Annotated in this window: 18 protein-coding genes; 13 read left to right on the forward strand and 5 right to left on the reverse strand. The window is 73.9% G+C overall.

What is annotated here, in order from left to right:
* Nucleotides 1–17 precede the first annotated feature (17 nt).
* The 4 genes from hutU to ACO229_RS01240 all read left to right on the forward strand — a co-directional run bounded on the left by hutU (nucleotide 18) and on the right by ACO229_RS01240 (nucleotide 6035).
* The gene (gene hutU, locus ACO229_RS01225; protein WP_423463454.1) at nucleotides 18–1694 is read left to right on the forward strand and encodes a urocanate hydratase; all 1677 of its coding nucleotides are present in this window, start codon (nucleotides 18–20) and stop codon (nucleotides 1692–1694) included.
* 86 nt (nucleotides 1695–1780) lie between these two features.
* The gene (locus tag ACO229_RS01230; protein WP_423465248.1) at nucleotides 1781–3253 is read left to right on the forward strand and encodes a Zn-dependent hydrolase; all 1473 of its coding nucleotides are present in this window, start codon (nucleotides 1781–1783) and stop codon (nucleotides 3251–3253) included.
* Nucleotides 3250–4686: a formimidoylglutamate deiminase gene (locus ACO229_RS01235; protein ID WP_423463455.1), complete on the forward strand. Its 1437-nt coding sequence runs from the start codon at nucleotides 3250–3252 to the stop codon at nucleotides 4684–4686. Before ACO229_RS01230 ends, ACO229_RS01235 begins: the two co-directional genes overlap by 4 nt.
* Nucleotides 4683–6035 carry an amidohydrolase family protein gene (locus ACO229_RS01240; RefSeq protein WP_423463456.1) on the forward strand — a complete coding sequence of 451 codons (1353 nt, stop codon included), beginning with the start codon at nucleotides 4683–4685 and terminating at the stop codon, nucleotides 6033–6035. The genes ACO229_RS01235 and ACO229_RS01240 overlap by 4 nt, the downstream gene beginning before the upstream one ends.
* 730 nt (nucleotides 6036–6765) lie before the next feature.
* Here the strand turns inward: ACO229_RS01240 and ACO229_RS01245 are convergent.
* From ACO229_RS01245 to ACO229_RS01260, 4 genes are all read right to left on the reverse strand, one after another.
* Nucleotides 6766–8583, reverse strand: a complete 1818-nt coding sequence (locus ACO229_RS01245) for a glycoside hydrolase family 35 protein (protein ID WP_423463457.1) — start codon at nucleotides 8581–8583, stop codon at nucleotides 6766–6768.
* Nucleotides 8584–8665: 82 nt separating this feature from the next.
* Entirely contained in the window at nucleotides 8666–10006 is a 1341-nt protein-coding gene (locus tag ACO229_RS01250) for an ABC transporter substrate-binding protein (protein ID WP_423463458.1), read from the reverse strand.
* Nucleotides 10007–10054: 48 nt separating this feature from the next.
* Complete coding sequence (locus ACO229_RS01255) at nucleotides 10055–10981, reverse strand: carbohydrate ABC transporter permease (protein WP_423463459.1); 927 nt, start codon at nucleotides 10979–10981, stop codon at nucleotides 10055–10057.
* Nucleotides 10982–10984: 3 nt separating this feature from the next.
* The gene (locus tag ACO229_RS01260) at nucleotides 10985–11854 is read right to left on the reverse strand and encodes a carbohydrate ABC transporter permease (protein ID WP_397411762.1); all 870 of its coding nucleotides are present in this window, start codon (nucleotides 11852–11854) and stop codon (nucleotides 10985–10987) included.
* 178 nt (nucleotides 11855–12032) lie between these two features.
* Here ACO229_RS01260 and ACO229_RS01265 point away from each other — a divergent pair, with 178 nt between their 5' ends.
* The 6 genes from ACO229_RS01265 (at nucleotide 12033) to sigJ (ending at nucleotide 18063) form a co-directional block, all read left to right on the forward strand.
* Entirely contained in the window at nucleotides 12033–13109 is a 1077-nt protein-coding gene (locus ACO229_RS01265) for a LacI family DNA-binding transcriptional regulator (protein ID WP_423463460.1), read from the forward strand.
* Between the two features lie 127 nt (nucleotides 13110–13236).
* On the forward strand, nucleotides 13237–13974 hold the full coding sequence (locus ACO229_RS01270; RefSeq protein WP_423463461.1) for a phosphatase PAP2 family protein: 738 nt from the start codon (nucleotides 13237–13239) through the stop codon (nucleotides 13972–13974).
* Between the two features lie 26 nt (nucleotides 13975–14000).
* Nucleotides 14001–14909 (forward strand): diacylglycerol kinase family protein, encoded by a 909-nt coding sequence (locus ACO229_RS01275; protein WP_423463462.1) that lies wholly within the window; start codon nucleotides 14001–14003, stop codon nucleotides 14907–14909.
* Between the two features lie 75 nt (nucleotides 14910–14984).
* Entirely contained in the window at nucleotides 14985–16451 is a 1467-nt protein-coding gene (locus ACO229_RS01280) for an AAA family ATPase (RefSeq protein WP_423463463.1), read from the forward strand.
* A gap of 104 nt (nucleotides 16452–16555) precedes the next feature.
* Nucleotides 16556–17161: a carboxymuconolactone decarboxylase family protein gene (locus ACO229_RS01285; protein ID WP_423463464.1), complete on the forward strand. Its 606-nt coding sequence runs from the start codon at nucleotides 16556–16558 to the stop codon at nucleotides 17159–17161.
* Entirely contained in the window at nucleotides 17161–18063 is a 903-nt protein-coding gene (sigJ, locus tag ACO229_RS01290; RefSeq protein WP_423463465.1) for an RNA polymerase sigma factor SigJ, read from the forward strand. The genes ACO229_RS01285 and sigJ overlap by 1 nt, the downstream gene beginning before the upstream one ends.
* A gap of 15 nt (nucleotides 18064–18078) precedes the next feature.
* Here the strand turns inward: sigJ and ACO229_RS01295 are convergent, their stop codons facing one another.
* The gene (locus tag ACO229_RS01295) at nucleotides 18079–18837 is read right to left on the reverse strand and encodes an IclR family transcriptional regulator (RefSeq protein WP_397411281.1); all 759 of its coding nucleotides are present in this window, start codon (nucleotides 18835–18837) and stop codon (nucleotides 18079–18081) included.
* Between the two features lie 208 nt (nucleotides 18838–19045).
* Between ACO229_RS01295 and ACO229_RS01300 the strand changes: the two genes are divergently transcribed.
* The 3 genes from ACO229_RS01300 to pntB are packed head-to-tail and all read left to right on the forward strand — an operon-like array spanning nucleotide 19046 to nucleotide 23357.
* A complete protein-coding gene (locus tag ACO229_RS01300) occupies nucleotides 19046–20314 on the forward strand; it encodes a cytochrome P450 (protein ID WP_423463466.1) in 1269 nt (422 codons plus the stop codon).
* Between the two features lie 56 nt (nucleotides 20315–20370).
* Nucleotides 20371–21951, forward strand: a complete 1581-nt coding sequence (locus ACO229_RS01305) for a Re/Si-specific NAD(P)(+) transhydrogenase subunit alpha (protein WP_423465249.1) — start codon at nucleotides 20371–20373, stop codon at nucleotides 21949–21951.
* The gene (pntB, locus tag ACO229_RS01310; protein WP_423463467.1) at nucleotides 21948–23357 is read left to right on the forward strand and encodes a Re/Si-specific NAD(P)(+) transhydrogenase subunit beta; all 1410 of its coding nucleotides are present in this window, start codon (nucleotides 21948–21950) and stop codon (nucleotides 23355–23357) included. The genes ACO229_RS01305 and pntB overlap by 4 nt, the downstream gene beginning before the upstream one ends.
* Nucleotides 23358–23481: the final 124 nt, after the last annotated feature.

Genomic DNA, 23481 nt, shown 5'->3' on the forward strand with positions numbered 1-23481 from the left:
AACCGAAGGAGACCGCAGTGAACCAGCCGTACGACCGGGGGACCCCCGTCGCCGTCCGCGCCCCGCGCGGCACCACCTTGACCGCACGCAGCTGGCAGACCGAGGCCCCGCTGCGCATGCTGATGAACAACCTCGACCCGGAGGTGGCCGAGCGCCCCGACGACCTGGTCGTCTACGGCGGCACCGGCCGGGCGGCCCGCGACTGGCCGAGCTACCACGCGATCGTCCGCTCCCTGACGGACCTGCGCGAGGACGAGACCCTCCTGGTCCAGTCCGGGCGGCCCGTGGGCGTGCTGCGCACGCACGAGTGGGCGCCGCGCGTGCTCATCGCCAACTCCAACCTCGTCGGGGACTGGGCCACGTGGCCCGAGCACCGGCGCCTGGAGCAGCTCGGCCTGACGATGTACGGGCAGATGACGGCCGGGTCGTGGATCTACATCGGCACGCAGGGCATCCTCCAGGGCACGTACGAGACGTTCGCGGCGGTGGCCGCCAAGCGGTTCGGTGGCACGCTGGCCGGCACGCTCACCCTGACCGGGGGCTGCGGCGGCATGGGCGGGGCGCAGCCGCTGGCCGTCACGCTCAACGGCGGCGTGTGCCTGGTGGTCGACGTCGACCCGGCCCGCCTGCACCGGCGCGTCGAGACGCGGTACCTCGACGTCGTCGCCTCCTCGCTGGACGAGGGGGTCGAGCTGGCGCTGGCCGCGAAGCGGGACCGGCGTGCGCTGTCGGTGGGCGTGGTCGGCAACTGTGCCGACGTGGTGCCGGAGCTGCTGCGCCGGGGCGTCGAGGTGGACGTCGTGACGGACCAGACGTCGGCGCACGACCCGCTGTCGTACCTGCCCTCCGGGGTGGAGCTCGCGGACTGGGCCGACCTCGCACAGAAGGACCCGGAGGGGTTCACCGAGCGGGCGCGGGAGTCCATGGCCCGGCACGTCGAGGCCATGGTCGGCTTCCAGGACGCCGGCGCCGAGGTGTTCGACTACGGCAACTCGATCCGCGACGAGGCCCGCCAGGGCGGGTACGGGCGGGCGTTCGACTTCCCCGGGTTCGTGCCCGCCTACATCCGGCCGCTGTTCGCCGAGGGCAAGGGGCCGTTCCGCTGGGCGGCGCTCTCCGGGGACCCGAAGGACATCGCGGTCACCGACCGGGCCGTGCTCGACCTGTTCCCCGACAACGACCACCTCGGCCGCTGGATCCGCGCCGCCCAGGAGCGCGTCGCCTTCCAGGGGCTGCCCGCCCGGATCTGCTGGCTCGGGCACGGGGAGCGCGACGTCGCGGGGCTGCGGTTCAACGAGCTCGTCGCGTCGGGGGAGATCTCAGCGCCGATCGCGATCGGGCGCGACCACCTGGACTCCGGGTCCGTGGCCTCCCCGTACCGCGAGACCGAGGCCATGGCCGACGGCTCCGACGCCATCGCCGACTGGCCGCTGCTGAACGCCCTGGTCAACACGGCCTCCGGTGCGACGTGGGTGTCGATCCACCACGGGGGCGGCGTCGGCATGGGGCGGTCGCTGCACGCCGGGCAGGTGTCCGTGGCGGACGGGACCGCGCTCGCCGCGCAGAAGCTCGCGCGCGTGCTCGCCAACGATCCGGCCACGGGCGTGCTGCGGCACGTGGACGCCGGGTACGACGACGCCGTCGCGGCCGCCGAGCGCGGCGGGCTGCGGGTGCCGATGCGGGAGGGGGCGTGACGGAACCGGGCGGGCCGCTGCCGGGCGGACCCGCGGCGGGCGCCGCTCTGGGCGCCGGTAGCCGGCCGACTGCCGTCGGCCGGCTCCTGGACGCGATCGCCGACGTCGGCCGGGCGCCGTCCGGCGGGTACGAACGGTTCGCCTGGACCGCGCACGACCTGACCCTGCGCGAGTGGTTCGCCGCCGAGGCGGCCGCCCGCGGCCTGGATGTGGTGCTCGACCGCTCCGGGAACCAGTGGGCCTGGTGGGGCGACCCTGACGCCGGCGGCCCCGGCGTCGTGACCGGCAGCCACCTCGACTCCGTACCCGGCGGCGGCGCGTTCGACGGGCCGCTGGGCGTGGCGAGCGCGTTCGCGGCGCTCGACGCGCTGCGGGACGCCGGGGTCGTGCCGCGGCGTCCGCTCGGGATCGTGAACTTCTCCGACGAGGAGGGCGCCCGGTTCGGGCTCGCGTGCCTCGGGTCGCGGGCGCTGACCGGGACTGTCCCGGCCGACCGGCTGCTGGCGCTGCGGGACGGCGGCGGCGACAGCCTCGCGGACGTGCTCGCCAGGGTCGGGGGCCGGCCGGGTGGTGTCGCGTTCGGCGGTACGGGCTCGTCGACCGGTCGCGGCGGTGCGGCCTCGTCGGCGGCGGACGGTGGAGCGCCCGGCGTCGGCGCCGTCCGGCTCGACCACTACGGCCGGGACCCGGAGGCGCTGGCGCGGATCGGCGTCTTCGTCGAGCTGCACGTCGAGCAGGGGCGCTACCTCGCCGACCTGCCGGGGGACGAGGCGGCGCCCGTCGCCGTCGGCGCCGCGATCTGGCCGCACGGACGCTGGCGCGTCGACCTCACGGGCGAGGCCAACCACGCCGGCACCACGCCGCTGGCCCACCGCCACGACCCGATGCTCGACCTGGCGCGGCTCATCACCGACGTCCGCGCCGCCGCCGAGCACGCCGGGGCGCTCGCCACGCTGGCCAAGGTCGAGGTCGAGCCGAACGGCGTCAACGCGATCCCGTCCCGGGTCCGGGCGTGGATCGACGCCCGCGCCGAGACGGAGGAGGCGGTCCGCCGCGTGATCGGCACGCCTCAGGTGAGTGCGGATCTGGTTGCGGTATCAGAGCCGGGTTCCGCACCTGGGCCTGCGTTCACCGGGCGCGTCGTGCGGGATGGTGACGGCCTCGGCGCCTGGGAGGTCGTCGAGGAGTCGTGGACACCCGCGACCGTGTTCGACCCGGCGCTCGCGGCACGGCTCGCCGACGTCGTGGGGCGGCCGGGCTCCACGCTGCCCGCTCCCGTGATCGGCACGGGCGCCGGGCACGACGCCGGCATCCTCGCCGCGTCCGGCGTGCCCGCGGCGATGCTGTTCGTCCGCAACCCGACCGGTGTCTCGCACTCCCCGGCCGAGCACGCCCCGGAGGCCGACTGCGACGCCGGCGTCCGTGCGCTGACGGCCGTACTGGCGGACCTGCTGACCGCGCCCGAAGCCGTCGAGGCCGTGAGCGGGCCGAGGGGCACCGAACCTCGACGAGGAGCACCCGACGGTGACCGTCCGGGGACCACGGGAACCAGGCGATGAGCGGCTTCTGGTGCGAACGTGCCTGGGTCCCGGACGGCGCGACGGCGGGCCGGGCCTCCGGCGCGGTCGTCGAGTCCGTGCGGGTGGACGTCGAGGGCGGGCGGTTCGTCGCCGTCGAGACCGGCGCCGCGCCGTCGGCCACTGATGTCCGGCTGCCCGGGCTGGTGCTGCCCGGGTTCGCCGACGCGCACTCCCACGCGTTCCACCGCGCGCTGCGCGGTCGCACGCACGGTGCCGTGGACCGGCCCGGCGGCGGTTCCTTCTGGACCTGGCGCGAGGACATGTACGCCCTGGCCGCCGCGCTCACGCCGCCGCTGTACGAGCGGCTGGCGCGCGCCCTGTACGCGGAGCTCGCCCTGGGCGGCACCACGGCCGTGGGCGAGTTCCACTACGTGCACCACCGCCCCGACGGGACCCCGTACCCGCCCGCGGACGGCGGACCGAACGCCATGGCCGAGGCCCTGCGCCGGGCCGCGCACGACGCCGGCGTGCACCTCACGCTGCTCGACACCTGCTACCTGCACGGCGGCCTCGACGCCGGCGGGCACCAGCCGCCGGCCCCCGAGCAGGCCCGGTTCGGCGACGGCACCGTCGACGCGTGGACCCGCCGCGTGGACGCCCTGCGCGCCGCCTGGGCCGCCGACGACCGCGTGCTCGTGGGCGCCGCCGCCCACTCGGTGCGCGCCGTGACGCCCGACGAGCTGCGGGAGGTCGCCCGCTGGGCCCGCGAGGCCGGCGCCCCGCTGCACGTGCACCTCTCCGAGCAGCCTGCGGAGAACGAGGCGGCGCTCGCGGCCTTCGCCCGCACCCCGGCCCGCGTGCTGCACGACGCCGGAGCCCTCGGCCCCGGCACCACGGCCGTGCACGCGGTCCACCTGACCGACGACGACGTGACGCTGCTCGGCTCCTCCGGCACGGGCGTGTGCCTCTGCCCGACGACGGAGCGCGACCTCGCCGACGGTCTCGCCCCCGGCCTGCGGCTGCTGCGAGCGGGCAGCCCGCTGTCGGTCGGCACGGACCAGCACGTGGGCGCCGACGTGCTGGCGGAGGTGCGGGGCATCGAGGAGCACGAGCGGCTCGCCTCCGGGCGGCGCGGCCGGTTCGGCCCGGCGGCGCTGATCGAGGCGGCGACGTCGGCCGGGCACGCAGCGCTCGGCCGGCCGGACGCCGGGCGGATCGCCGTGGGTGCCCCCGCCGACCTGGTCGCCGTGCGCCTGGACACCGTCCGCACGGCCGGCGCCGACCCCGCCCAGGTCGTGCTCGTCGCGGGCGCGGCAGACGTGTCCGACGTCGTGGCAGGCGGCGAGCCCGTGGTGCGGGACGGCGAGCACCGGGCCGGTGACGTCGCCCGGATGCTGGCCGACGCGATCCATGAGGTCTGGGCGGCGGCCGACGGGCTGCGTGCGGCCACGACGAGGGAGGACGGCGCATGAGCGTGCTGCTGACGAACATCGGCGAGCTGGTCACGAACGACCCCGCGCACGGGGGCTGGTCGGGCGCGGCGGGCGCGGGCCCGGCAGGCACCGGCCGCTCCGGTCCGGATCGGGCCGACGCGGCGGGCGGGCTCGGCATCGTGCGGGACGCCGCCGCCGTCGTCGCGGACGGCCGGATCGCCTGGACGGGACCGGCCTCGTCGGCCCCCGCGGCGGACGACGCCGTCGACCTGGCGGGCCGGGCCGTGCTGCCGGGATTCGTCGACTCGCACTCGCACACCGTGTTCGCGGGCGACCGCGCCGCGGAGTTCGCCGCCCGGATGACCGGCGAGCCGTACACGGGCGGGGGCATCGCGACCACGGTCGCCGCCACCCGCGCCGCCGGCGAGGAGACGCTCCGGGCGCAGGGTCGCGCCCTGGTGCGGGAGATGCTGACCCAGGGCACCACCACCGTCGAGATCAAGAGCGGCTACGGCCAGGACGTCGCGACCGAGGCCCGGATGCTGCGGATCGCGCGCGAGCTCACGCCCGAGACGACCTACCTCGGCGCCCACACCGTCCCGGCCGAGTACTCCGGGGACCGGGCCGGCTACCTCGACCTCGTGACCGGCCCCATGCTCGCCGCGTGCGCGCCGCACGCCCGCTGGGTCGACGTCTTCTGCGAGCCCGCAGCGCCCACCGCCTTCGACGAGGACGAGTCCCGCGCCGTGCTGCACGCCGGCCTGCGCGCGGGCCTGCTCGCCCGGGTGCACGGCAACCAGCTCTCGGCCGGCCCGGGCGTCCGGCTCGCGGTCGAGGTCGGTGCGGCCAGCGTGGACCACTGCACCCACCTGACCGACGCCGACGTCGACGCACTGGCGGGCTCCTGGGATGCCCACCTGGCCGGGGGCGGGATGCCGGCGGTCGCCGGGCCTGGCCGCGACGACGGGCCCGGGAGCCTTGCCGGGGCCGCCGGGGCCGCCGGGGCCGCCGGGGGCGGCACGGTCGCCACCCTGCTGCCCGCCGTCGAGTTCTCCACGCGCTCGCCCTACCCGGACGCCCGCCGCCTGCTCGCCGCGGGGGTGCCGGTCGCGCTGGCCACGGACTGCAACCCCGGCTCCGGGTACTCCTCGTCCGTGCCGTTCGTGGTGGCGCTCGCCGTGCGCGAGATGCGGATGAGCCCCGCCGAGGCCCTCTGGTCCGCGACGGCGGGCGGGGCGCTCGCGCTCCGGCGCGACGACGTCGGCCACCTGCGGGTCGGCGCCCGTGCCGACCTCATGGTCCTGGACGCTCCGAGCCACCTGTACCTGTCGTACCGCCCCGGCGTTCCGCTGGTGACCGAGGTCTGGAAGGACGGCGTGCGGGTCTGACCTCCCGTGCCGGGCACCCACCCCGGGCCGGACGGTGGGCCCGGGCCATGGGGAAAGGTCCGGGCGGCGGGGGAAGGTCCGGGCCGTGGGGGGAAGGCCCGGGCCGCGGGAGAGGACCGGGCCGCGGGAGAGGAACCGAGCCGCGGGAGAGGAACCGAGCCGCGGGAGTGGACCGGGGTGGGGGAGCCGCCGCGCGCGGAGAAGACCTTGCCCGCGGGGGTGTGTCACTGGCTGTAGACAACGTCTACACAGGGTGACACACCCCCGCGGGCAGGTATCCCCCGAGCATGTCCGTCGCGCCGCACCTGCCAGCCAGCCGAACCTGCCGAGCCAGCCGAACCTGCCGAGCCAGCCGAACCTGCCGAGCCAGCCGAACCTGCCGAGCCAGCCGAACCTGCCGAGCCAGCCGAACCTGCCGAGCCAGCCGAACCTGCCGAGCCAGCCGAACCTGCCGAGCCAGCCGAACCTGCCGAGCCAGCCGAACCTGCCGAGCCAGCCGAACCTGCCGAGCCAGCCGAACCTGCCGAGCCAGCCGAACCTGCCGAGCCAGCCGAACCTGCCGAGCCAGCCGAACCTGCCGAGCCAGCCGAACCTGCCGAGCCAGCCGAACCTGCCGAGCCAGCCGAACCTGCCGAGCCAGCCGAACCTGCCGAGCCAGCCGAACCTGCCGAGCCGATCGGTCCGTCGAACTGATCGGTCCGTCGAGCCCGACGCGGCCGGACACCGCCCGCTACTGCTCCGTGACGCCCAGGTCCGGGGCGGCCACGAACCGGGCGCGCGCGTCGGCCGCGCCGTGGAGCTCCAGGAGGACCAGCTCGTTGCCCGTCGCGCGCAGGAGCGGTCCCGGCACGTAGAGCGTGTGGGTGGGGCCGAGGCTCCAGTAGCGGCCGAGCAACCAGCCGTTCACCCAGGCCAGGCCCTTGGTCCAGCCGTCGAGCCGCAGGAAGTGGTCGGCTCCGGCCGCCGAGTCGAAGGTGGCCCGGAACAGGCCGGCACCGACCGGCCGCGCCGCGCCGCCCGGCCCCGGGGTGGGCAGCGCGCGGCTCGGCGCGTCGAGCGCCGGGCGCAGCAGCTCGGGCGCGTCCTCGATCCGCAGCGCACCGGCCTCCCAGGAGTCCAGCGTGCGTGTCGCGGTGCGCACCGGCCCGATCACGCCCTTGGGCTCACCGATCCGCGGCCCGTAGTTCACGCGGCCCTGGTCCTCCACCAGCAGGGTGAGGTCCCCCGCACGGGCGGGCAGCGCCACGGCGAACGTGTGGGAGCCCCGGTCCAGCACGCCCACCTGCTCGTCGTCGACCAGGACGACGGCGCGGTCGCGCACCTCGTCCGCGGTCAGCACGAGGTCGTCGGCCTGGATCCGGGTGCGGTAGACGGTGAAGCCCGACCACGACCGCAGGTCGTCCGTGGTGGGCGTCGACGTGAAGGAGTGTAGGTCCTCGCGCAGCAGGCTCGGCAGGGCGTGGGCCAGCGGCACCCGTGCGGTCAGGTCGACGTCGAGCACCGGCGCGGCACCGCGGGCGGCGTCGCCCGCCAGCTCTCCGGCGTCCGGTACGGCCCGGTGCCGCGCGATCACCTCGCGCATCGCCCAGAACTTGGCGGTCGGCGTGCCGTCCTCGGCCAGGGGCGCGTCGTAGTCGTACGACGTCGCGATGGGCCGGTAGATGCCCTTGTCGTTCGCGCCGCTGGTGAGCCCGAAGTTGGTGCCGCCGTGGAACATGTACAGGTTGACGGAGCCCCCTGCCGCGAGAAGGTCGTCCAGGTCGGCGGCGTTGGCCTCCGCGGGCGCCACGTGGTGCTCCAGGCCCCACGAGTCGAACCAGCCGTTCCAGAACTCCATGCACATCAGCGGGCCCGTGGGCTGGGCCCGCCGCAGCACCTCCAGCCGCTCCGTGCTGCGCGAGCCGAACGTCGCGGTCTTGTGCAGCTCCGGGAGGCCACCGCGGGCCAGCATCTCGTCGTTCGCCTGGTCGCAGGTGAACAGCGGGACGTCGATGCCCTGGGCGCGCACCATGTCCGCGAGCGCGCGCAGGTACTTCTGCCGCTCGGGCACCGGGTCGTCGCCGTACGCGCCGTACTCGTTCTCGACCTGGACCATGAGCACCGGGCCGCCGCGGGTCACCTGACGCTCGGCCACCAGCGGCAGCAGGCTCGCGTAGTACTTGCCGATCGCGTCGAGGAACCGGGGCTCGTGCCGCCGCACACCCACGGCACGGTCGGCCAGCAGCCACGCCGGCAGGCCGCCGCCGTCCCACTCCGCGCAGATGTACGGGCCGGGACGCACGATGGCGTGCAGGCCCTCGGCCGCCACGAGATCCAGGAACCGGCCCAGGTCGCGGCGTCCGTCCAGGTCGAACACCCCGGGCTCGGGCGCGTGGAAGTTCCACGGCACGTACGTCTCGATGGTGTTCAGGCCCATGAGCCGCGCCTTGTGGATGCGGTCGGCCCACTGGTCGGGGTGCACGCGGAAGTAGTGCAGCGCGCCGCTGACGACCTGGGTCGGCGCGCCGTCCAGCAGGAAGTCCTCGGGGCCGATCTCGAACGTGGGCATGTGTGGTTCCTCGGGGTTCTTCGTGACACGGACGGCGGCGGGGGAGGCCCCCGCCGCCGTCATCGATGGTGGTGCGGCCGGCTCACTCGGAGACGGTGAAGCCCTGCTCGTTGCCGTAGCTGACGATCGACTCCTGCCAGGCGGCCAGGCCGTCGGACAGCGGGGTCGAGCCGGTGTACGCCTGGCCGACGGTGTCGGGGAAGACGCTGTTGGCGTAGACCTGGTACGGCAGGTACTGCCAGCCCTCCACCACACCGGTGGCCGACGCCGAGAGCACCTCGTTGATCTTCTGGCCGCCGAAGTACTCCGACTCCTCGCCGAGGAACGCCTCGTCGTTCAGGTCGGCGAGCGTCGCCGGGAAGTTGCCGCCCTCCAGGCGCGTGGCGACGCCGTCGCCGGCGTTCGCGTACTGCAGGAAGCCGTAGGCCAGGGCCTTCTTCTCGCTGGCCTCGGTCACCGACAGCGCCGAACCGCCGTTCTCCGCGGTCTCGTTCGCGCCCTCGGTCCACTGCGGCATCGGGGCCACCCGCCAGTCGCCCGACGCAGGGGCGGCCCCCGACTCCAGGTTCGCCGGCATCCACGCGCCGGTCACCAGGGCGGCGATCTCGCCGCTGCCCAGGCCCTGGAACCACTCGTCGGACCAGGCCGGCACGTTCGCCACCAGGTCGTCGTCCAGGAGCTGCTGCCACATCTCGGCGAACTTCGCGGAGCCCTCGTCGGCGAGGTTCACGGTCACGTCGGTGCCGTCCACCTCGAACGGGTGCCCGCCGGCCTGCCAGATCATCGAGGTCGCGAAGCCGGCGTCACCGTTGTCCGCGGTGATGTACGTGTTCGGGTCGGACTCGTGGATCTTCTTGGCGGCCTCGACGAACTGGTCCCAGGTGGCCGGCACCTCGACGCCGGCCTCCTCGAACGTCTTCGCGTTGTAGAACAGGGCCATGGGGCCGGAGTCCATCGGCAGGCCGTACACGGCGTCGCCGTCGGTCACCGCGCCCCACGGGCCGGGGGAGTAGGTGCCGTCGAGCTCGCTCGCGCCCAGCGGTGCGAGGTCCGCGAGCGAGCCACCGATCGAGAACTGCGGCAGGGCGTAGTACTCCATCTGCGCGACGTCGGGCACGCCCGACCCGGCGCTGATCGCGTTCTGGAGGGCCACGTAGTGGTCGTTGCCGGTGCCGACGTTCGCCAGCTCGACGTCCACGTTCGGGTACTCGGCCTCGAAGTCCTCGACGACCTTGTCCAGCGTGGGCTCCCACGCCCAGACCAGCAGGTCGCCGCCCTCCTCGAGGGCCGCCGAGATGTCCTCGGGGGAGACGGTCTCCGCGGCATCTCCGCCGTCGGACCCGGACCCGCACGCGGTCAGGGCGAGCGCCAGGGCGCCCGCCGCGGCGAACGCGCCGACGGCGCGGTGGTGGCGGATGGTCATGGTGGTTCCTCTCACTTCATCGTCAGATCTGGGGAAAGGGGGTGCGGGTCATTCCTTGACGCTGCCGGCGGCCAGGCCCGACTGCCAGTAGCGCTGCAGCAGCAGGAAGGCCACCACGAGCGGCAGGATGGTCAGGAGCGAGCCGGCGATCACGAGGTTGAAGATGGCCTCGCCACCCGCGGTGGTCGCCTGCGCGTTCCAGGCGTTCAGGCCCAGCGTCAGCGGGTACCAGTCGGGGTCGCGCAGCATGATCAGCGGCAGGAAGTAGTTGTTCCAGGTGGCCACCACGGTGAACAGCAGCACCGTCACGATGCCGGGGGCCAGCATCGGCAGGCACACCTGGAAGAAGGTGCGGGCCTCGCTCGCGCCGTCGATCCGCGCGGCCTCCATGATCTCGTCGGGCACGGCGTCGGCGGCGAAGGTCCACATGAGGTAGAGGCCGAACGGCGAGATGAGCGACGGGATGATCACGGACCAGGGCGTGTTGGTCAGGCCCAGGTTGGCGAACATGAGGAACGTGGGCACGGCCAGGGCGGTGCCCGGCACGGCCACGGCGCCGATGACGACGGCGAACACGGCCCGCTTGCCGGGAAAGCTGAACTTGGCCAGGCCGTAGCCGCCGAGCAGGGCCAGCAGGGTGGCACCGCCCGCGCCCAGCACCACGTACAGCAGCGTGTTGAGGAACCAGCGGCCGAACACGCCGCCGTCGTAGGTCAGGACGCCCACGATGTTGTCCCACAGGGCGAAGTCGCCGCTGAACCACAGGCCGAACGAGCTGAACAGGTCGGGCTGCGTCTTGGTCGCGTTGATCAGCAGCCAGACGAGCGGGATCAGCGCGTAGATGCCGATCAGGGCCGTCAGGACCGTGAGCAGCACGCTGCGCGTGGGCCGGGCGTGCGAGGTGCGGCGGTTCCGCAGCCGGGGCGGGGCCTTCTTGGGACGCACGGTGGGCGCGGTCATCAGGACGTTGGTCATGGCTCAGGCCTCCTTGCGCATGCCGCGCAGCTGCACCACGTAGGCCACGAGCATCGTGAGCACGCCCATGATGATCGCCACCGTGGCCGAGTAGTTGTACTGCTGGCCGGAGAACGACAGCGAGTAGGCGTACAGGTTCGGCGTGTAGTGCGTCGAGATGTAGTTGGGCGACAGCGGCTGCAGGATGCTCGGCTCGTTGAAGAGCTGGAAGGAGCCGATGATCGAGAAGATGGTCGCCACCACCAGGGCGCCGCGGATTGCGGGCAGCTTGATCGCGGAGATCACCCGCCAGGGGCCCGCGCCGTCGATCTCCGCGGCCTCGTACAGCGAGGTGGGCACCACGCGCAGCGCCGAGTAGAAGATCAGCATGTTGTAGCCGACGAACTCCCAGGTCACGATGTTGCCGATCGCGGGGAGCACCAGCGCGGAGGCCAGCGGGTCCGGGATGTTCGTGCCGAACAGGTCGTTGAAGTTGCCGACCAGGCCGAACCGCTCGCCGTACATGAAGCCCCACATCAGGGCGGCCACGACGCCTGGCACGGCGTAGGGCAGGAAGATCGTCAGGCGGAAGAAGTCCCGCCCGTACAGCCGGCCGCTGTCGATCGCGAGGGCGACCAGCAGCGAGATGCCGAGCATGACCGGCACCTGGACCAGCAGGAACGCGGTCACCCGGCCCACGCCGGCCCAGAACTGCGGGTCGCTCAGCGCCCGGGCGTAGTTGTCGAGGCCGACGAACGACGTGCCGCCCACGAGCTGCGTCTGGAACAGGCTCAGCCAGAGCGAGTAGGCGATGGGCGCGAGGAAGACCAGGGCGAAGACGGCCATGAACGGGCCGACGAACCCCCATCCGGTCCAGCGGGTGCGGCGTCGCATCCGCCTCGCAGGCTTGGGCACGGCCGGTGGCGATGCGAGCGTGGTCACAGCAGGTCGCTCCTTCACGAGTGGGGTCAGCACGTCGGCGCAGTGTTGACGTCAACATGGTGACGCGGACTAGGGTGCTCGTGAGTTCCCGGAGTGTCAAGCGCGCACCGGGCAGACGCATCACGAGGAGGTGGGTGCCGTGGAGGGCAGGAGCCCGTCCCTGGCCGACGTCGCGGAGCTCGCCGGGGTCTCGACCCAGACCGTCTCCCGCGTGTCGATGGGCCTGGACAACGTGCGACCAGCGACCCGGGACCGGGTGCTGGCGGCGATGGCGCAGCTCGGCTACGCCCCGAACACCGCGGCCCGGGCGCTGCGGTACGGCAGCTTCCGGACCATCGGCATGATCGCCCACCGACTCGCCCGCACGGGCGAGTCCCGGACGGTCGAGGCGGTGGTCGAGGCGGCACGGGCCCAGGGTTACACGGTCACGCTGGTCGACGTCGAGAGCCCGTCGTCGCAGGACGTGGCCGCCGCCGTGACCCGGCTGTCGCACCAGGCGATCGACGGCCTGGTGATCGTGCGTGCCGAGACGGCGACGCCCGACACGCTCGCCCTGCCGCCCCGGATGCCCGTGGTGGTGTCCGACTCGCGGTTCGTGGGCCACCATCCCGCCGTCGGCGCCGACCAGGCCGACGGCGCCCGCCGGGCCACCCAGCACCTCCTCGACCTGGGGCACCGCACGGTGCACCACGTCGCGGGACCCGCCGGCTCGGCGCCCGCGCAGGTGCGCGCCGAGGCCTGGCGGGCGACGCTCGACGCGGCCGGCGCCGTCGTGCCCGAGGCCGTGGTGGGGGACTGGACCGCGGGCTCGGGGTACGACGCCGGCCGGCGGCTCGCGGCCGACCCGGACGTCACCGCCGTGTTCTGCGCGAACGACGAGATGGCCGCGGGCGTGCTCCGTGCGCTGCACGAGGCCGGTCGCGCCGTGCCGGCCGAGGTCTCCGTGGTCGGGTTCGACGACATCCTGCTGGCCGAGCACCTCTGGCCGCCGCTGACGACGGTCGCGCAGGACTTCGACGAGATCGGTCGGCGGCTCGTGGCGCGGCTGCTGCAGCAGGTGCGCGACGGCCGGCGCACGGGTGCCGACGAGGTGCGCCTGGCGGAGACCACGGCAGCCGAGGTGGCTGACGCCACGGGGCCGGACCTGCACGAGGTGGTGCCGGTGGAGCTCCGCGTCCGGGCGAGCACGGCCCCGCCGCCCCGGTGACGCCCGAGGTCGTGGGGCGAATCGTTACGCACGGCCCCCGCCGGACACATATCTGGTACCGAACATTCACCCTGAAACCCGTAGGATCGGCTCGATGGCGCAACCAGAGGGCAGGGGTGTTACACGCGTGGAGTCACAGTCAGCCGAGGCTCTGCTCGACCCGCCGACCCGTCCGACGTGGCGCAGCTCCCTGGTCGCGGCGGCCATCGGGGTGCTCGTCTTCGCGGTGTGCATCTGGCAGGTGGTCGTGCGCGGCCCGTTCATCGCCTGGGACTGGCAGTTCCACTACTACGTCGACGCGCACCACCCGGTCGGCTGGGAGAAGGTCTTCCTCGACATCGTCGCGAGCGTGACCGGCGAGCGGCTGTTCACCATCCCCATGGTCGGGGGCACGGCCCTCTACGTGGCGTGGAAGCAGGGCGGGCCGGGCTCGCTCTGGAGCATCGCCACGCGCCGGCCGGTGATGGCCGTGCTCGCCGGGCTGGCCACCATCGCATCGATCGGCTACGGCACCAAGTTCGGCCTCGGCCGCACCGGACCGCACCACAACATGGACGTGCTGCACGCCGGCGGCCAGGCGTTCCCCTCGGGCCACGCGGCGAACACGTTCTTCACGGGCTTCTTCATCCTCTGCCTGCTGTTCTCCCAGAGCGGCCTGCACCCGAGCCTGAGCCGCCTGCGCACGATGATCCCCGTGGTCGGCGTCATCGTGGCCATCGCGGGTGCGCTCATGTCGTGGCTCGACTACCACTGGCTGAGCGACATCCCCGGCGGCTGGCTCCTGGGCTTCATCGCCTGCATGGTGGCGCTGTCGGTGCTGCGGGCGGGCCCGCGCGGCGAACGAGATCGCCTGACCGCCGGCTAGCGGCGGGTCTCCGCTAGGTTCTGCGCATGACAGAGCGGTCGGGCGGGCACGTGGCCGTGCTGGTGAACCCTGTTTCCGGGCGCGGCGCGGGCGCCGCATCCGGGCGCGTGGCCGTCGAGCGGCTGCGGGCGCGCGGCGTCGACGTCCGGGTCCACCAGGGGTCCAGCGCGAGCGAGACCGTCGCGCTCGCGCGGCGCGCCGTCGACGAGCACCCCGACGTGCTCGTGGTGGTGGGCGGTGACGGCACGGTCGCGTCCGTGCTGGGCCCGGTTCTGGACTCCGGCGTCCCGCTCGCGCTGGTCCCCGCGGGCACCGGCAACGACCTGGCCCGCGAGCACGGCATCCCCCTGGGCGACGCCGCGGCTGCCGCCGACCTCGCGCTGGACGGCGTGCGCCGCCGCGTGGACACCGGGACCGTGACGACCGCAGACGGCACGCGCCACTTCGTCACGGTGCTGTGCGCCGGGCTGGACTCCCTGACCAACGCGCGCACCAACCGCATGCGGTGGCCCGCGGGTCCGGCCCGCTACAAGGTCGCGGTCTACCTGGAGTGGCTGCGGCTGCGGAGGTTCGGCTACCGCCTGCACCCGGTGGGGGAGCCGGTGGTGGAGCAGGACGGGTACATGCTCGCCGTCGGGCTGACCCGGTTCTACGGCGGCGGGGTGCCGATCTGCCCGGACGCCGATCCCGCCGACGGCCTGCTGGACCTCACCCTGGTGCAGGCCGTGGGCCGGTTCCGGGTGCTCGCGTTCGACGCGCGCATCAAGGCGGGCCGGCACGTCGGCCGGCCGGACGTCACGACGCTGCGCACCTCCGCCGTCCGCCTGGAGGGCCCGGCGGGCCTGGTCGCGTACGCCGACGGCGAGCTGGTCGGCGCCGTCCCGCTGACGGTCGAGGCGCACCGGGAGGCGCTGACGCTGTGCGTGCCGGGCTGAGGTGCGCCGCGCCGGCGGGCTGCAATTTATGGGAGTACAGTTCTATTAACTGTACTCCCATGAATTGTGAGCCGCATGGACAAGCCAGCCGACATGTTCGACCGTGACCACGAGTGGGCTGCGCTCCGCAGCTTCGTCACCGACGACCAGCCGGGCGCCACGCTCGGCGTGGTGTCCGGCCGTCGGCGCCAGGGAAAGACGTATCTGCTCGAGGCCGTGTGCCAAGCGGCCGGCGGCTTCTACTTCGGTGCCACCGAGGCGACCGACGCCGAGTCGTTGCGGCGGATCAGCGCGTCGTTGACCGAGCACGTTCGTCCGGCCAGCCCGTTCCACTTCGCAGGCTGGGCCGAGGTGATCGACGTGCTCCTGGGTCTGGGGCGCGAGCGGCCCGTGCCGGTGGTGATCGACGAGTTCCCGTACCTGGTCAGAGCGAATCCCGAGCTGCCGTCCATCGTGCAGGAGGCGCTGCGGCCGCGCCGCGTCGAGCGGTCCCGGTCGCGGACGCGGCTCCTCCTGTGCGGTTCGGCGCTGTCGTTCATGGGAAGGCTGCTCGCCGGCAATGCGCCGCTGCGCGGACGGGCGGGGCTCGACCTGCTCGTCCGTCCGTTGGACCATCAGCTGGCGGCGCGGTTCTGGGACATCACGGACCCCCGGCTGGCGCTGCAGGTGCACGCCGTCGTGGGTGGAACACCTGCCTATCGGCGCGAGTTCGCCCGTGGCGACTCGCCGTCCGGGCCGGACGACTTCGACGGCTGGGTGACCCGGACGGTGCTGAACCCCGAGTCACCGCTGTTCCGCGAGGCGCGCTACCTGCTGGCCGAGGAGCCGGACATGCGGGACACGACGCTGTACCTGTCCGTGCTCGCCTCGGTGGCCGAGGGCAATGCGACGCGGGGTGGCATGGCGAACTACCTCGAGCGCAAGGCTGCGGACATCGCGCATCCCATCAACGTGCTCGAGGACGCCGGTCTCCTGCAGCGTGACGACGACATGTTCCGTGCCAACCGCTCGACGTTCCGCATCGCGGAGCCGCTCATCGCCTTCTACCACGCGATCATGAGGCCGGTCTGGGACCAGCTCGAGAGGCCAGGCTCGGCCGAGCGGGTGTGGCGGGCGAGCCAGCGGCGGTTCGCCAGCAACGTCCTGGGGCCCCACTTCGAGCAGGTCTGCCGGGACTGGACCCTGCACCATGCGGACCCGGGCCTGCTGGGTGGTCTTCCGGCCCGGGTCGGTCACGGCGTCGTCCACGACCCGAGGACCCGGGCGAACCATGAGGTCGACGTGGCCGCCGTGGGGATCCCCGACGGTGGCAAGCCACCGCTGCTGGCGATCGGTGAGGCCAAGTGGAACGACCAGATGGGGCTCGCGCATCTCGAACGGCTCGAGCAGATCCGCGAGGTGATCGGCGCGGTCGGGCGCTTCGACGTTCGCGGTGCGCGTCTGTTCTGCTTCAGCGGTGCCGGGTTCGACGCGCGGCTCCGGGAAGCGGCTCAGGAGCGTGGCGACGTGGTGCTGGTCGGGCTGCCCGAGATCTACTGGTGAGCCGACCGTGATGTGACGGGGGTCACCTGCGGGCCGTGTCACGTCCCGCGACCGGGAGGTGTCTGGATGGTGTCCGCAGCCCCCGTCCGAGAACGGAGCCCGTCATGACCGGCACACCGGCCCGCAGCATCAGCACCCGGATCAGCACCGTGCTGCCCAGGACCCTGACCAACCGCGCCATGGCCGCGTACTCGCGGTGGCGGTACGGCGAGGTGCTGGACCCGCTGGTCGCCGTGGGGCACCACGGGAAGGTGACCCGCACCTACGCGCTGACCGAGCTCGGCGTGTCCGGCTGGAAGGCCCTGGACCCGGGCCTGAAGTCGCTCGCGATCATGGCCGCCTCGGTGTCCATCGGCTGCACGTGGTGCGTGGACTTCGGGTACTGGGAGGCGCAGCATGGGCACGTGGACCCGGTGAAGCTGCACGACGTGCCGGTCTGGCGCACCAGTGACCGGTTCACCGGCCTGGAGCGGGACGTCCTCGCGTTCGCCGAGGCGGAGACGGCGACGCCCCCGGCGGTGGACGACGCGCTCGCCGCACGGCTGACCGGCGCCCTGGGGGCGGAGGCCTTCACCGAGCTGGTCGCGATCGTCGCCGTGGAGAACCTGCGCAGCCGGATCAACTCCGCCATGGGGCTCAGCGCGCAGGGCTTCAGCGACCGGTGCGAGGTGCCGCTCGGCGGGCCGCTCGCCGAGGTGGGGGAGGCGTAGTGGCGGGCGGCGCCGGCCCGCGCCCGGCACCGGACGCGCTGACGGAACCGTTCGCCGAGAACCGTCGGCTGCTGTTCACGGTGGCCTACGAGATGCTCGGCGCGGCCGCCGACGCCGAGGACGTGGTCCAGGAGGCGTGGCTGCGCTGGTCGGCGGCGGACCGCTCCGACGTCCTGGAGCCGCGGGCCTACCTGGTCCGGATCACCACCCGGCTCGCGCTGAACCGGCTGCGGGCGCTGCAGCGGGCCCGCGAGACCTACGTGGGGCCCTGGCTGCCCGACCCGCTCCTGACCACGCCCGACGCCGCCCATCCCGTCGAGCGCGCCGAGGAGGTGTCGCTGGCGCTGCTGGTGGTGCTGGAGACGCTCTCGCCGCTGGAGCGCGCCGTGTTCGTGCTGCGCGAGGTGTTCGAGCTGCCCTACCAGGAGGTCGCGCACGCGCTCGACCGGGACGTCGTCGCCGTGCGGCAGGTGGCGCACCGCGCGCGCGAGCACGTGCGGTCGCGGCGTCCGCGCTACACGCCCGCGGGTCCGCAGCACACCGAGGTCACGCAGCGGTTCCTGGCGGCGTGCCTCACGGGTGACGTCGCGGGCGTGCTGGCGGCGCTCTCCCCTGAGGTGGAGCTCGTGACCGACGGCGGCGGCGTGGTCCGCGCGGCGCGGCGGGTCATCCGGGGCGCCGACAAGGTGTCCCGGGCGCTGGTGGCGTTCGCGCAGGACGAGACGGTGGGCCGGATGGAGTGGGTGCCCGCCGAGATCAACGGGTCGCTCGGCATGCTCGCGCTGCTGGACGGCGCGCCCGCCATGGCCGCGGTGACCGAGCTCGACGGCGACCGGCTGGCGCGCGTGCTGGTGTTCCGCAACACCGACCGGCTGGCCGGGCTGCGCCGGGTCGCGCCCTGAGGTCGCCCTGAGGCGTCAGACGGTCGCGAGGTCGCCCGCGACGAGCCGGAGCTCGCGGCGCGCGTGCTGCGGCACCACCTCGTCCGGCACCGTCAGGCCGACCGCCCAGGCGGCCTCGCCGTGCCGGCGGGGGACCAGGTGCGCGGCGCACGTGATGCCGTCGCGGAACTCGCCGTGCTCCTCGACCACGGCGTCGGCCCGCAGGCGGGCGAGCTGTCCGTCGAGGGCCGTGATGTCGGTGGCCGTCCGGGCGGTGAACTTGCGCAGGCCGGCGTCGACCACCAGCTCGTGACGGTCGCGCCGGGACATACCGAGCAGCAGGGCCTTGCCGAGGGCGGTGGCGTGGGCCGAGACGTCGAGCCCGCGCTCCAGGTCCTCCAGGTAGGGCGAGCCCGGGGCCTCGGCGTAGTCGACCACGACCACCCGGCCGGCGCTGATCCGCCCCAGGTAGGCGCTGTAGCCGGTGCTCTGGGCGAGGTGGCGCAGCACCTCGCGGGTGTCGGGGCCGCGGCCGAGCGAGCCGAGCTGCTCGTAGAACCGGTTGCTGATCTGCTCGCCCACGTCGTACGTGCCGTCCTTGAGGCGGGCCACGTAGCCCGCGTAGGCGAGCGTGCGCACCAGGTGGTACGTGGTGGAGAGGTTGAGGCCGCTGCGGCGGGCGATGGCCTTGACCGGCAGGCCCGGGGACCGCGTCACGACCTCGAGGACCCGGAGGGCGCGCGCGACGCTCTGCACCAGGTCGTCCGGGCGTTCCCGCTCGGCGTACAGAGTCACGTGCCCCCCTTGCTCGTCGGGTGGTGCCCTCGATCAGGTCGACCGAGGTGCTGGCCGGATGGGTCTCGACAGGGTGGTTCGAGGGTGCGACAGTGTATGCCCTCGCAGACATCGTAGCCACGGCCAGGGCCGTGGTCACGGCGCGCGACGGCGACACGGGTGGATTCACCCTGGGCGATCACAGGTGACTGCACAGAGCGGTGGATCCATGAAAATACCTGAACTAGGTCATATCGGGCAAGCGCTCGGGCTCGACGCCATGGCGGGCGTGGTGCCCCTGAGGTCGCTGGTCGACGCCTCGGCCCTGCCGGACCCGCGCGTGTTCTACGACGAGCTCGAGCGCGAGTGGGGCGAGGTGGCCCCGGTCGAGCTGGAACCGGGCGTGCCCGCGTGGCTCGTCATGGGTCAGCGGCTCGTCTACGACGTCATGCGCAACGAGCACGCCTTCGCGACCGACCCGCGCACGTGGAACGGGCACGCGCGCGGCGGCCTGCCCCCGGGGTCCGGGCTGCACCCCGTGCTCACCTCGCACCAGCGGTTCGCCGCCAACCACAGCGACGGGGCGCTGCGCCGGCGGCTGCGCGTGCCGCTGGACGACGCGTTCGAGCAGGTCTCCGAGAGCATCACGGCGGCCAAGGCCCGCTCCTTCTGCAGCCTGCTCATCGACCGCTTCGAGGAGCGCGGCCGCGCCGACCTCATGCTCGAGTACGCGTCGGTGATCCCGTTCCTGGTGGTCGCCGACATGATCGGGTTCGACCCGGAGGACGGGCAGCGTCTGTTCGACCTGACCCGGCGCGTCGCGGGCGGCGGCGCCGACGCGGCGGACGCCGTGGCCGAGGTGGACCGGATGACGGGCGCGCTCGTGGCGGCCCGGCGGGCGAGCCCGCGGCGGGACCTCGCGAGCACGCTGGTCGCGCACCCGAACCTGCACGACGACGTCGAGGTGGTGCACTCGCTGCTGGTCGTCGCCTGGTCCGGCAACCTGACGCTGACGGCATGGGTGGGGCAGACGCTGCTGCTCGCGCTCACCGACGTGCGGTTCTCCGGTCGCCTGCACGGGGGCCGCATCGACCTGGACAACGCCATGGACGAGGTGCTGTGGCGTTCCACGCCGACGATCCACACCCTGCCGCGGTTCGCCCGCCGGGACATCGTGCTGGGCGGCAAGCACGTCGCCGCCGGGGACCCCCTCGTGCTCGCGATCCACGCCGCGAACACCGACCCGCGCATGGACACGGGCGACCCGTGGGACCACGTCGGCAGCCGCGCCCACGTCTCCTTCGGCACCGGGCCGCACGCGTGCCCCGCGCCCCGGACGGCGCGCCTGGTGGCGCGCATCGCGGTGGAGACCGTCCTGCGACGCCTCGACCTCACGCTCCGGGTCCCGCCCGCCGACGTCGCCTGGGACCGCGTCCTGTGGCTCAGGCAGCCCGTGAGCCTGCCGGTCACGTTCCCGCGGCCGGTGGTGTCCGCCTGACGGGACGGCGTGCGGGTGGGGCGCGGTAGGTTGCGGACGTGAGCGAGGAGGGTCACATGCGCATCGGCATACCGGACGACGGCGGGCCGCTCGTGCCCGCCACCCCGACGACGGCCGCCCGGCTGGTCGGCCTCGGCTACGAGGTCGCGGTCGCGGCGGGAGCGGGTGCGGGGGCGGGCCACCCCGACGCGGCGTACGCGGCGGCAGGTGCCGTCGTCGTGCCGGGACCCGAGGCGTGGGCCGCCGACGTCGTGGTCGTGACCCGGGCGCCCGCGTCGCTCGCCGGTCCGGGACCCTCGGCCCTGCGTCCCGGCGCCGTCCTGATCGCGCAGCTGGCGCCTGCCACGCGACCCGGGCTGCTGCGTGAGCTCGCCGACCGCGGCGTCACCGCCCTCGCCCTGGATGCCGTGCCCCGCATCTCCCGGGCGCAGTCGCTGGACGTGCTGAGCGCGCTGTCCAACGTGGCGGGGTACCGCGCGGTGGTCGAGGCAGCCGCCGAGTACGGCGGCATGTTCTCCGGCCAGGTCACCGCGGCGGGCACCACGCCACCCGCCACCGTCTTCGTCATCGGCGCGGGCGTGGCCGGGCTCGCGGCCGTCGGCGCCGCCGGCAGCCTCGGCGCCCGGGTGCGCGCGTTCGACGTGCGGCCGGAGGCCGCCGAGCAGATCGAGTCCCTGGGCGCCACCGTGGTGCGGGCCGACGCCGCCGCCCAGCAGGTCAGCGCCGACGGCTACGCCTCCGCGCTCACCGCGGACCAGGAGGCGGCGGCGCTGCGTGCGTACGCCGTGGAGACGGCGGCCGCCGACGTGGTCGTGACGACGGCGCTCGTGCGGGGAACCGCCCCGACCACCGTCACCGCCCAGATGGTCGCGGCGATGCGGCCGGGCAGCGTGATCGTCGACCTGGCCGCGCCCGGCGGCGGCAACTGCGAGCTCACGGTGCCCGGCGAGCGCGTCGTCAGCGACAACGGCGTGGTCGTGCTCGGCTACACGGACCTGCCCGACCGCATGCCGCGGCACACCTCCGAGCTGCTCGGCACCGCCGTGGCCAACCTGGTCGAGCTCGGCACACCGGGCCGGGACGGCCGCCTGGTGCTCGACCTCGACGACGTCGTGGTGCGCGGCATGACGGTGGCCCGCGACGGCGAGGTGCTGTGGCCGCCCCCGCCGGTCGCGGTGTCGGTACAGGAGGTCCCGGCGCAGGAGGTGCAGGAGGTCCCCGCGGAGCGCGGTGCCGGCGGGGCCGGAGCCGCCGCTGCCGGGCCGGGCACCACGGGACGCCGCCCGGCCGTCCGCACCGTCCTGGTCGTGCTCGCCGCCGTGCTCGGGGCGCTCGCCGTGGGGGCCTCGCCGGCCGAGCAGGCCACCCACTTCACCGTGCTGGCGCTGGCCGTGGTGGTCGGCTTCTACGTGATCTCGCACGTCACCCACGCCCTGCACACGCCGCTGATGTCCCAGACCAACGCGATCTCCGGGATCATCCTGGTCGGCAGCATGCTCCAGATCGGCTCGTCGGACCCGGTGGTGACCGTGCTCGCGGTGCTCGCCTCGGCGGTGGCGAGCATCAACGTCTTCGGGGGATTCCTGGTCACCCACCGCATGCTCGGCATGTTCCACCGCACCCCGGAGGAGCCATGAGCGCCGAGTCCGTGGTCCAGGCGCTGTACCTCGTCGCGGCCGTGCTGTTCGTGCTGTCGCTGGCTGCGCTGTCGCGGCAGGAGACGGCGCGGCGCGGCGTACTGCTCGGGATGGCCGGCATGGGGCTGGCGCTCGCGGCGACGGTGGCCCTCTCACTGGTGCGGTCCGAGCGGCCCGTCGGTGTGACGGCGGGGCTGATCCTGCTCGTGCTCCTCGTCGGGGCGGCGGTGGGCACGTGGCGGGCCCGCACCGTCGAGATGACCCAGATGCCCGAGCTGATCGCGCTGCTGCACTCGTTCGTCGGCGCGGCCGCGGTGCTGGTCGGGTTCGGTTCCTACCTCTCCGAGCCCGCGACGGCAGGCGCCGGCGCGACGGTGCACCTCGTCGAGGTCTACCTGGGCGTGCTCATCGGCGCCGTGACCTTCACCGGCTCCGTGGTGGCGTTCGGCAAGCTGTCGGGCCGCCTGCGCTCCTCGCCCCTGCTGCTGCCCGGTCGCAACTGGCTGAACCTCGCGGCGCTCGTCGCGTCCGGCGGGCTGCTCTGGTGGTTCCTGGCGGCGTCGGAGCCGGGGCTGCTGCCGCTGCTGCTCATGACGCTCGTCGCGCTCGCGCTGGGCTGGCACCTGGTGGCGGCGATCGGCGGCGGCGACATGCCCGTCGTCGTCTCGATGCTGAACTCCTACTCGGGGTGGGCGGCCGCCGCGGCCGGGTTCATGCTGGGCAACGACCTGCTGATCATCACCGGTGCGCTCGTGGGCTCGTCCGGTGCGATCCTCAGCTACCTCATGTGCCGCGCGATGAACCGGTCGTTCGTGAGCGTGATCCTGGGCGGGTTCGGCGCCGAGGCCGGTGCCGCCGCCCCGGGCGGCCCGGTCGAGCCGGGCTCCTACCGCGAGACGACCGCGCTGGAGGTGGCCGACCTGCTCACCGCCGCCCGCTCGGTGATCGTGGTGCCCGGGTACGGCATGGCGGTGGCCAAGGCGCAGTACCCGGTGGCCGACCTGGTGGCCCGGCTCACGGCGCGCGGCACCACCGTGCGGTTCGGCATCCACCCGGTGGCCGGGCGGCTGCCGGGGCACATGAACGTGCTGCTCGCCGAGGCCAAGGTGCCCTACGACCAGGTGTTCGGCATGGACGAGATCAACGCCGACCTCCCCGCCACCGACGTGGTGCTCGTGATCGGCGCCAACGACACGGTGAACCCGGCCGCGCAGGACGACCCGGCGTCCCCCATCGCGGGCATGCCGGTGCTCCAGGTGTGGCAGGCTGGCGAGGTGGTCGTCTTCAAGCGGTCCATGGCCACGGGCTACGCGGGGGTGCAGAACCCGTTGTTCTTCCGTGAGAACACGGCCATGCTGTTCGGGGACGCGAAGGAGCAGGTGGAGCTGATCGTGCAGGCGCTCTGACGGGGGCGCGGGACGGTCTGCGGGGCGCGTCAGGGGGCGGCGTGCTTTGCCTTCGCGTGGTCATGTGTGGGTGAATTGACGGTGCCGCGCTGACAGTGTGCGGTAACGACTTGGTATAAAGGGG

It is taken from the genome of Promicromonospora sp. MS192 (genome assembly GCF_049532985.1).
Lineage (GTDB): Bacteria > Actinomycetota > Actinomycetes > Actinomycetales > Cellulomonadaceae > Promicromonospora.

What these genes read in the sequence shown, in the direction of transcription:
- ACO229_RS01235 (WP_423463455.1), top strand. Translation starts at nt 3,250, where the DNA reads ATGAGCGGCTTCTGGTGCGAACGTGCCTGGGTCCCGGACGGCGCGACG.
- ACO229_RS01240 (WP_423463456.1), top strand. Translation starts at nt 4,683, where the DNA reads ATGAGCGTGCTGCTGACGAACATCGGCGAGCTGGTCACGAACGACCCC.
- ACO229_RS01245 (WP_423463457.1), bottom strand. Translation starts at nt 8,583, where the DNA reads ATGCCCACGTTCGAGATCGGCCCCGAGGACTTCCTGCTGGACGGCGCG.
- ACO229_RS01250 (WP_423463458.1), bottom strand. Translation starts at nt 10,006, where the DNA reads ATGACCATCCGCCACCACCGCGCCGTCGGCGCGTTCGCCGCGGCGGGC.
- ACO229_RS01255 (WP_423463459.1), bottom strand. Translation starts at nt 10,981, where the DNA reads ATGACCAACGTCCTGATGACCGCGCCCACCGTGCGTCCCAAGAAGGCC.
- ACO229_RS01260 (WP_397411762.1), bottom strand. Translation starts at nt 11,854, where the DNA reads ATGCGACGCCGCACCCGCTGGACCGGATGGGGGTTCGTCGGCCCGTTC.
- ACO229_RS01275 (WP_423463462.1), top strand. Translation starts at nt 14,001, where the DNA reads ATGACAGAGCGGTCGGGCGGGCACGTGGCCGTGCTGGTGAACCCTGTT.
- ACO229_RS01280 (WP_423463463.1), top strand. Translation starts at nt 14,985, where the DNA reads ATGGACAAGCCAGCCGACATGTTCGACCGTGACCACGAGTGGGCTGCG.
- ACO229_RS01285 (WP_423463464.1), top strand. Translation starts at nt 16,556, where the DNA reads ATGACCGGCACACCGGCCCGCAGCATCAGCACCCGGATCAGCACCGTG.
- ACO229_RS01300 (WP_423463466.1), top strand. Translation starts at nt 19,046, where the DNA reads ATGAAAATACCTGAACTAGGTCATATCGGGCAAGCGCTCGGGCTCGAC.
- ACO229_RS01305 (WP_423465249.1), top strand. Translation starts at nt 20,371, where the DNA reads ATGCGCATCGGCATACCGGACGACGGCGGGCCGCTCGTGCCCGCCACC.
- pntB (WP_423463467.1), top strand. Translation starts at nt 21,948, where the DNA reads ATGAGCGCCGAGTCCGTGGTCCAGGCGCTGTACCTCGTCGCGGCCGTG.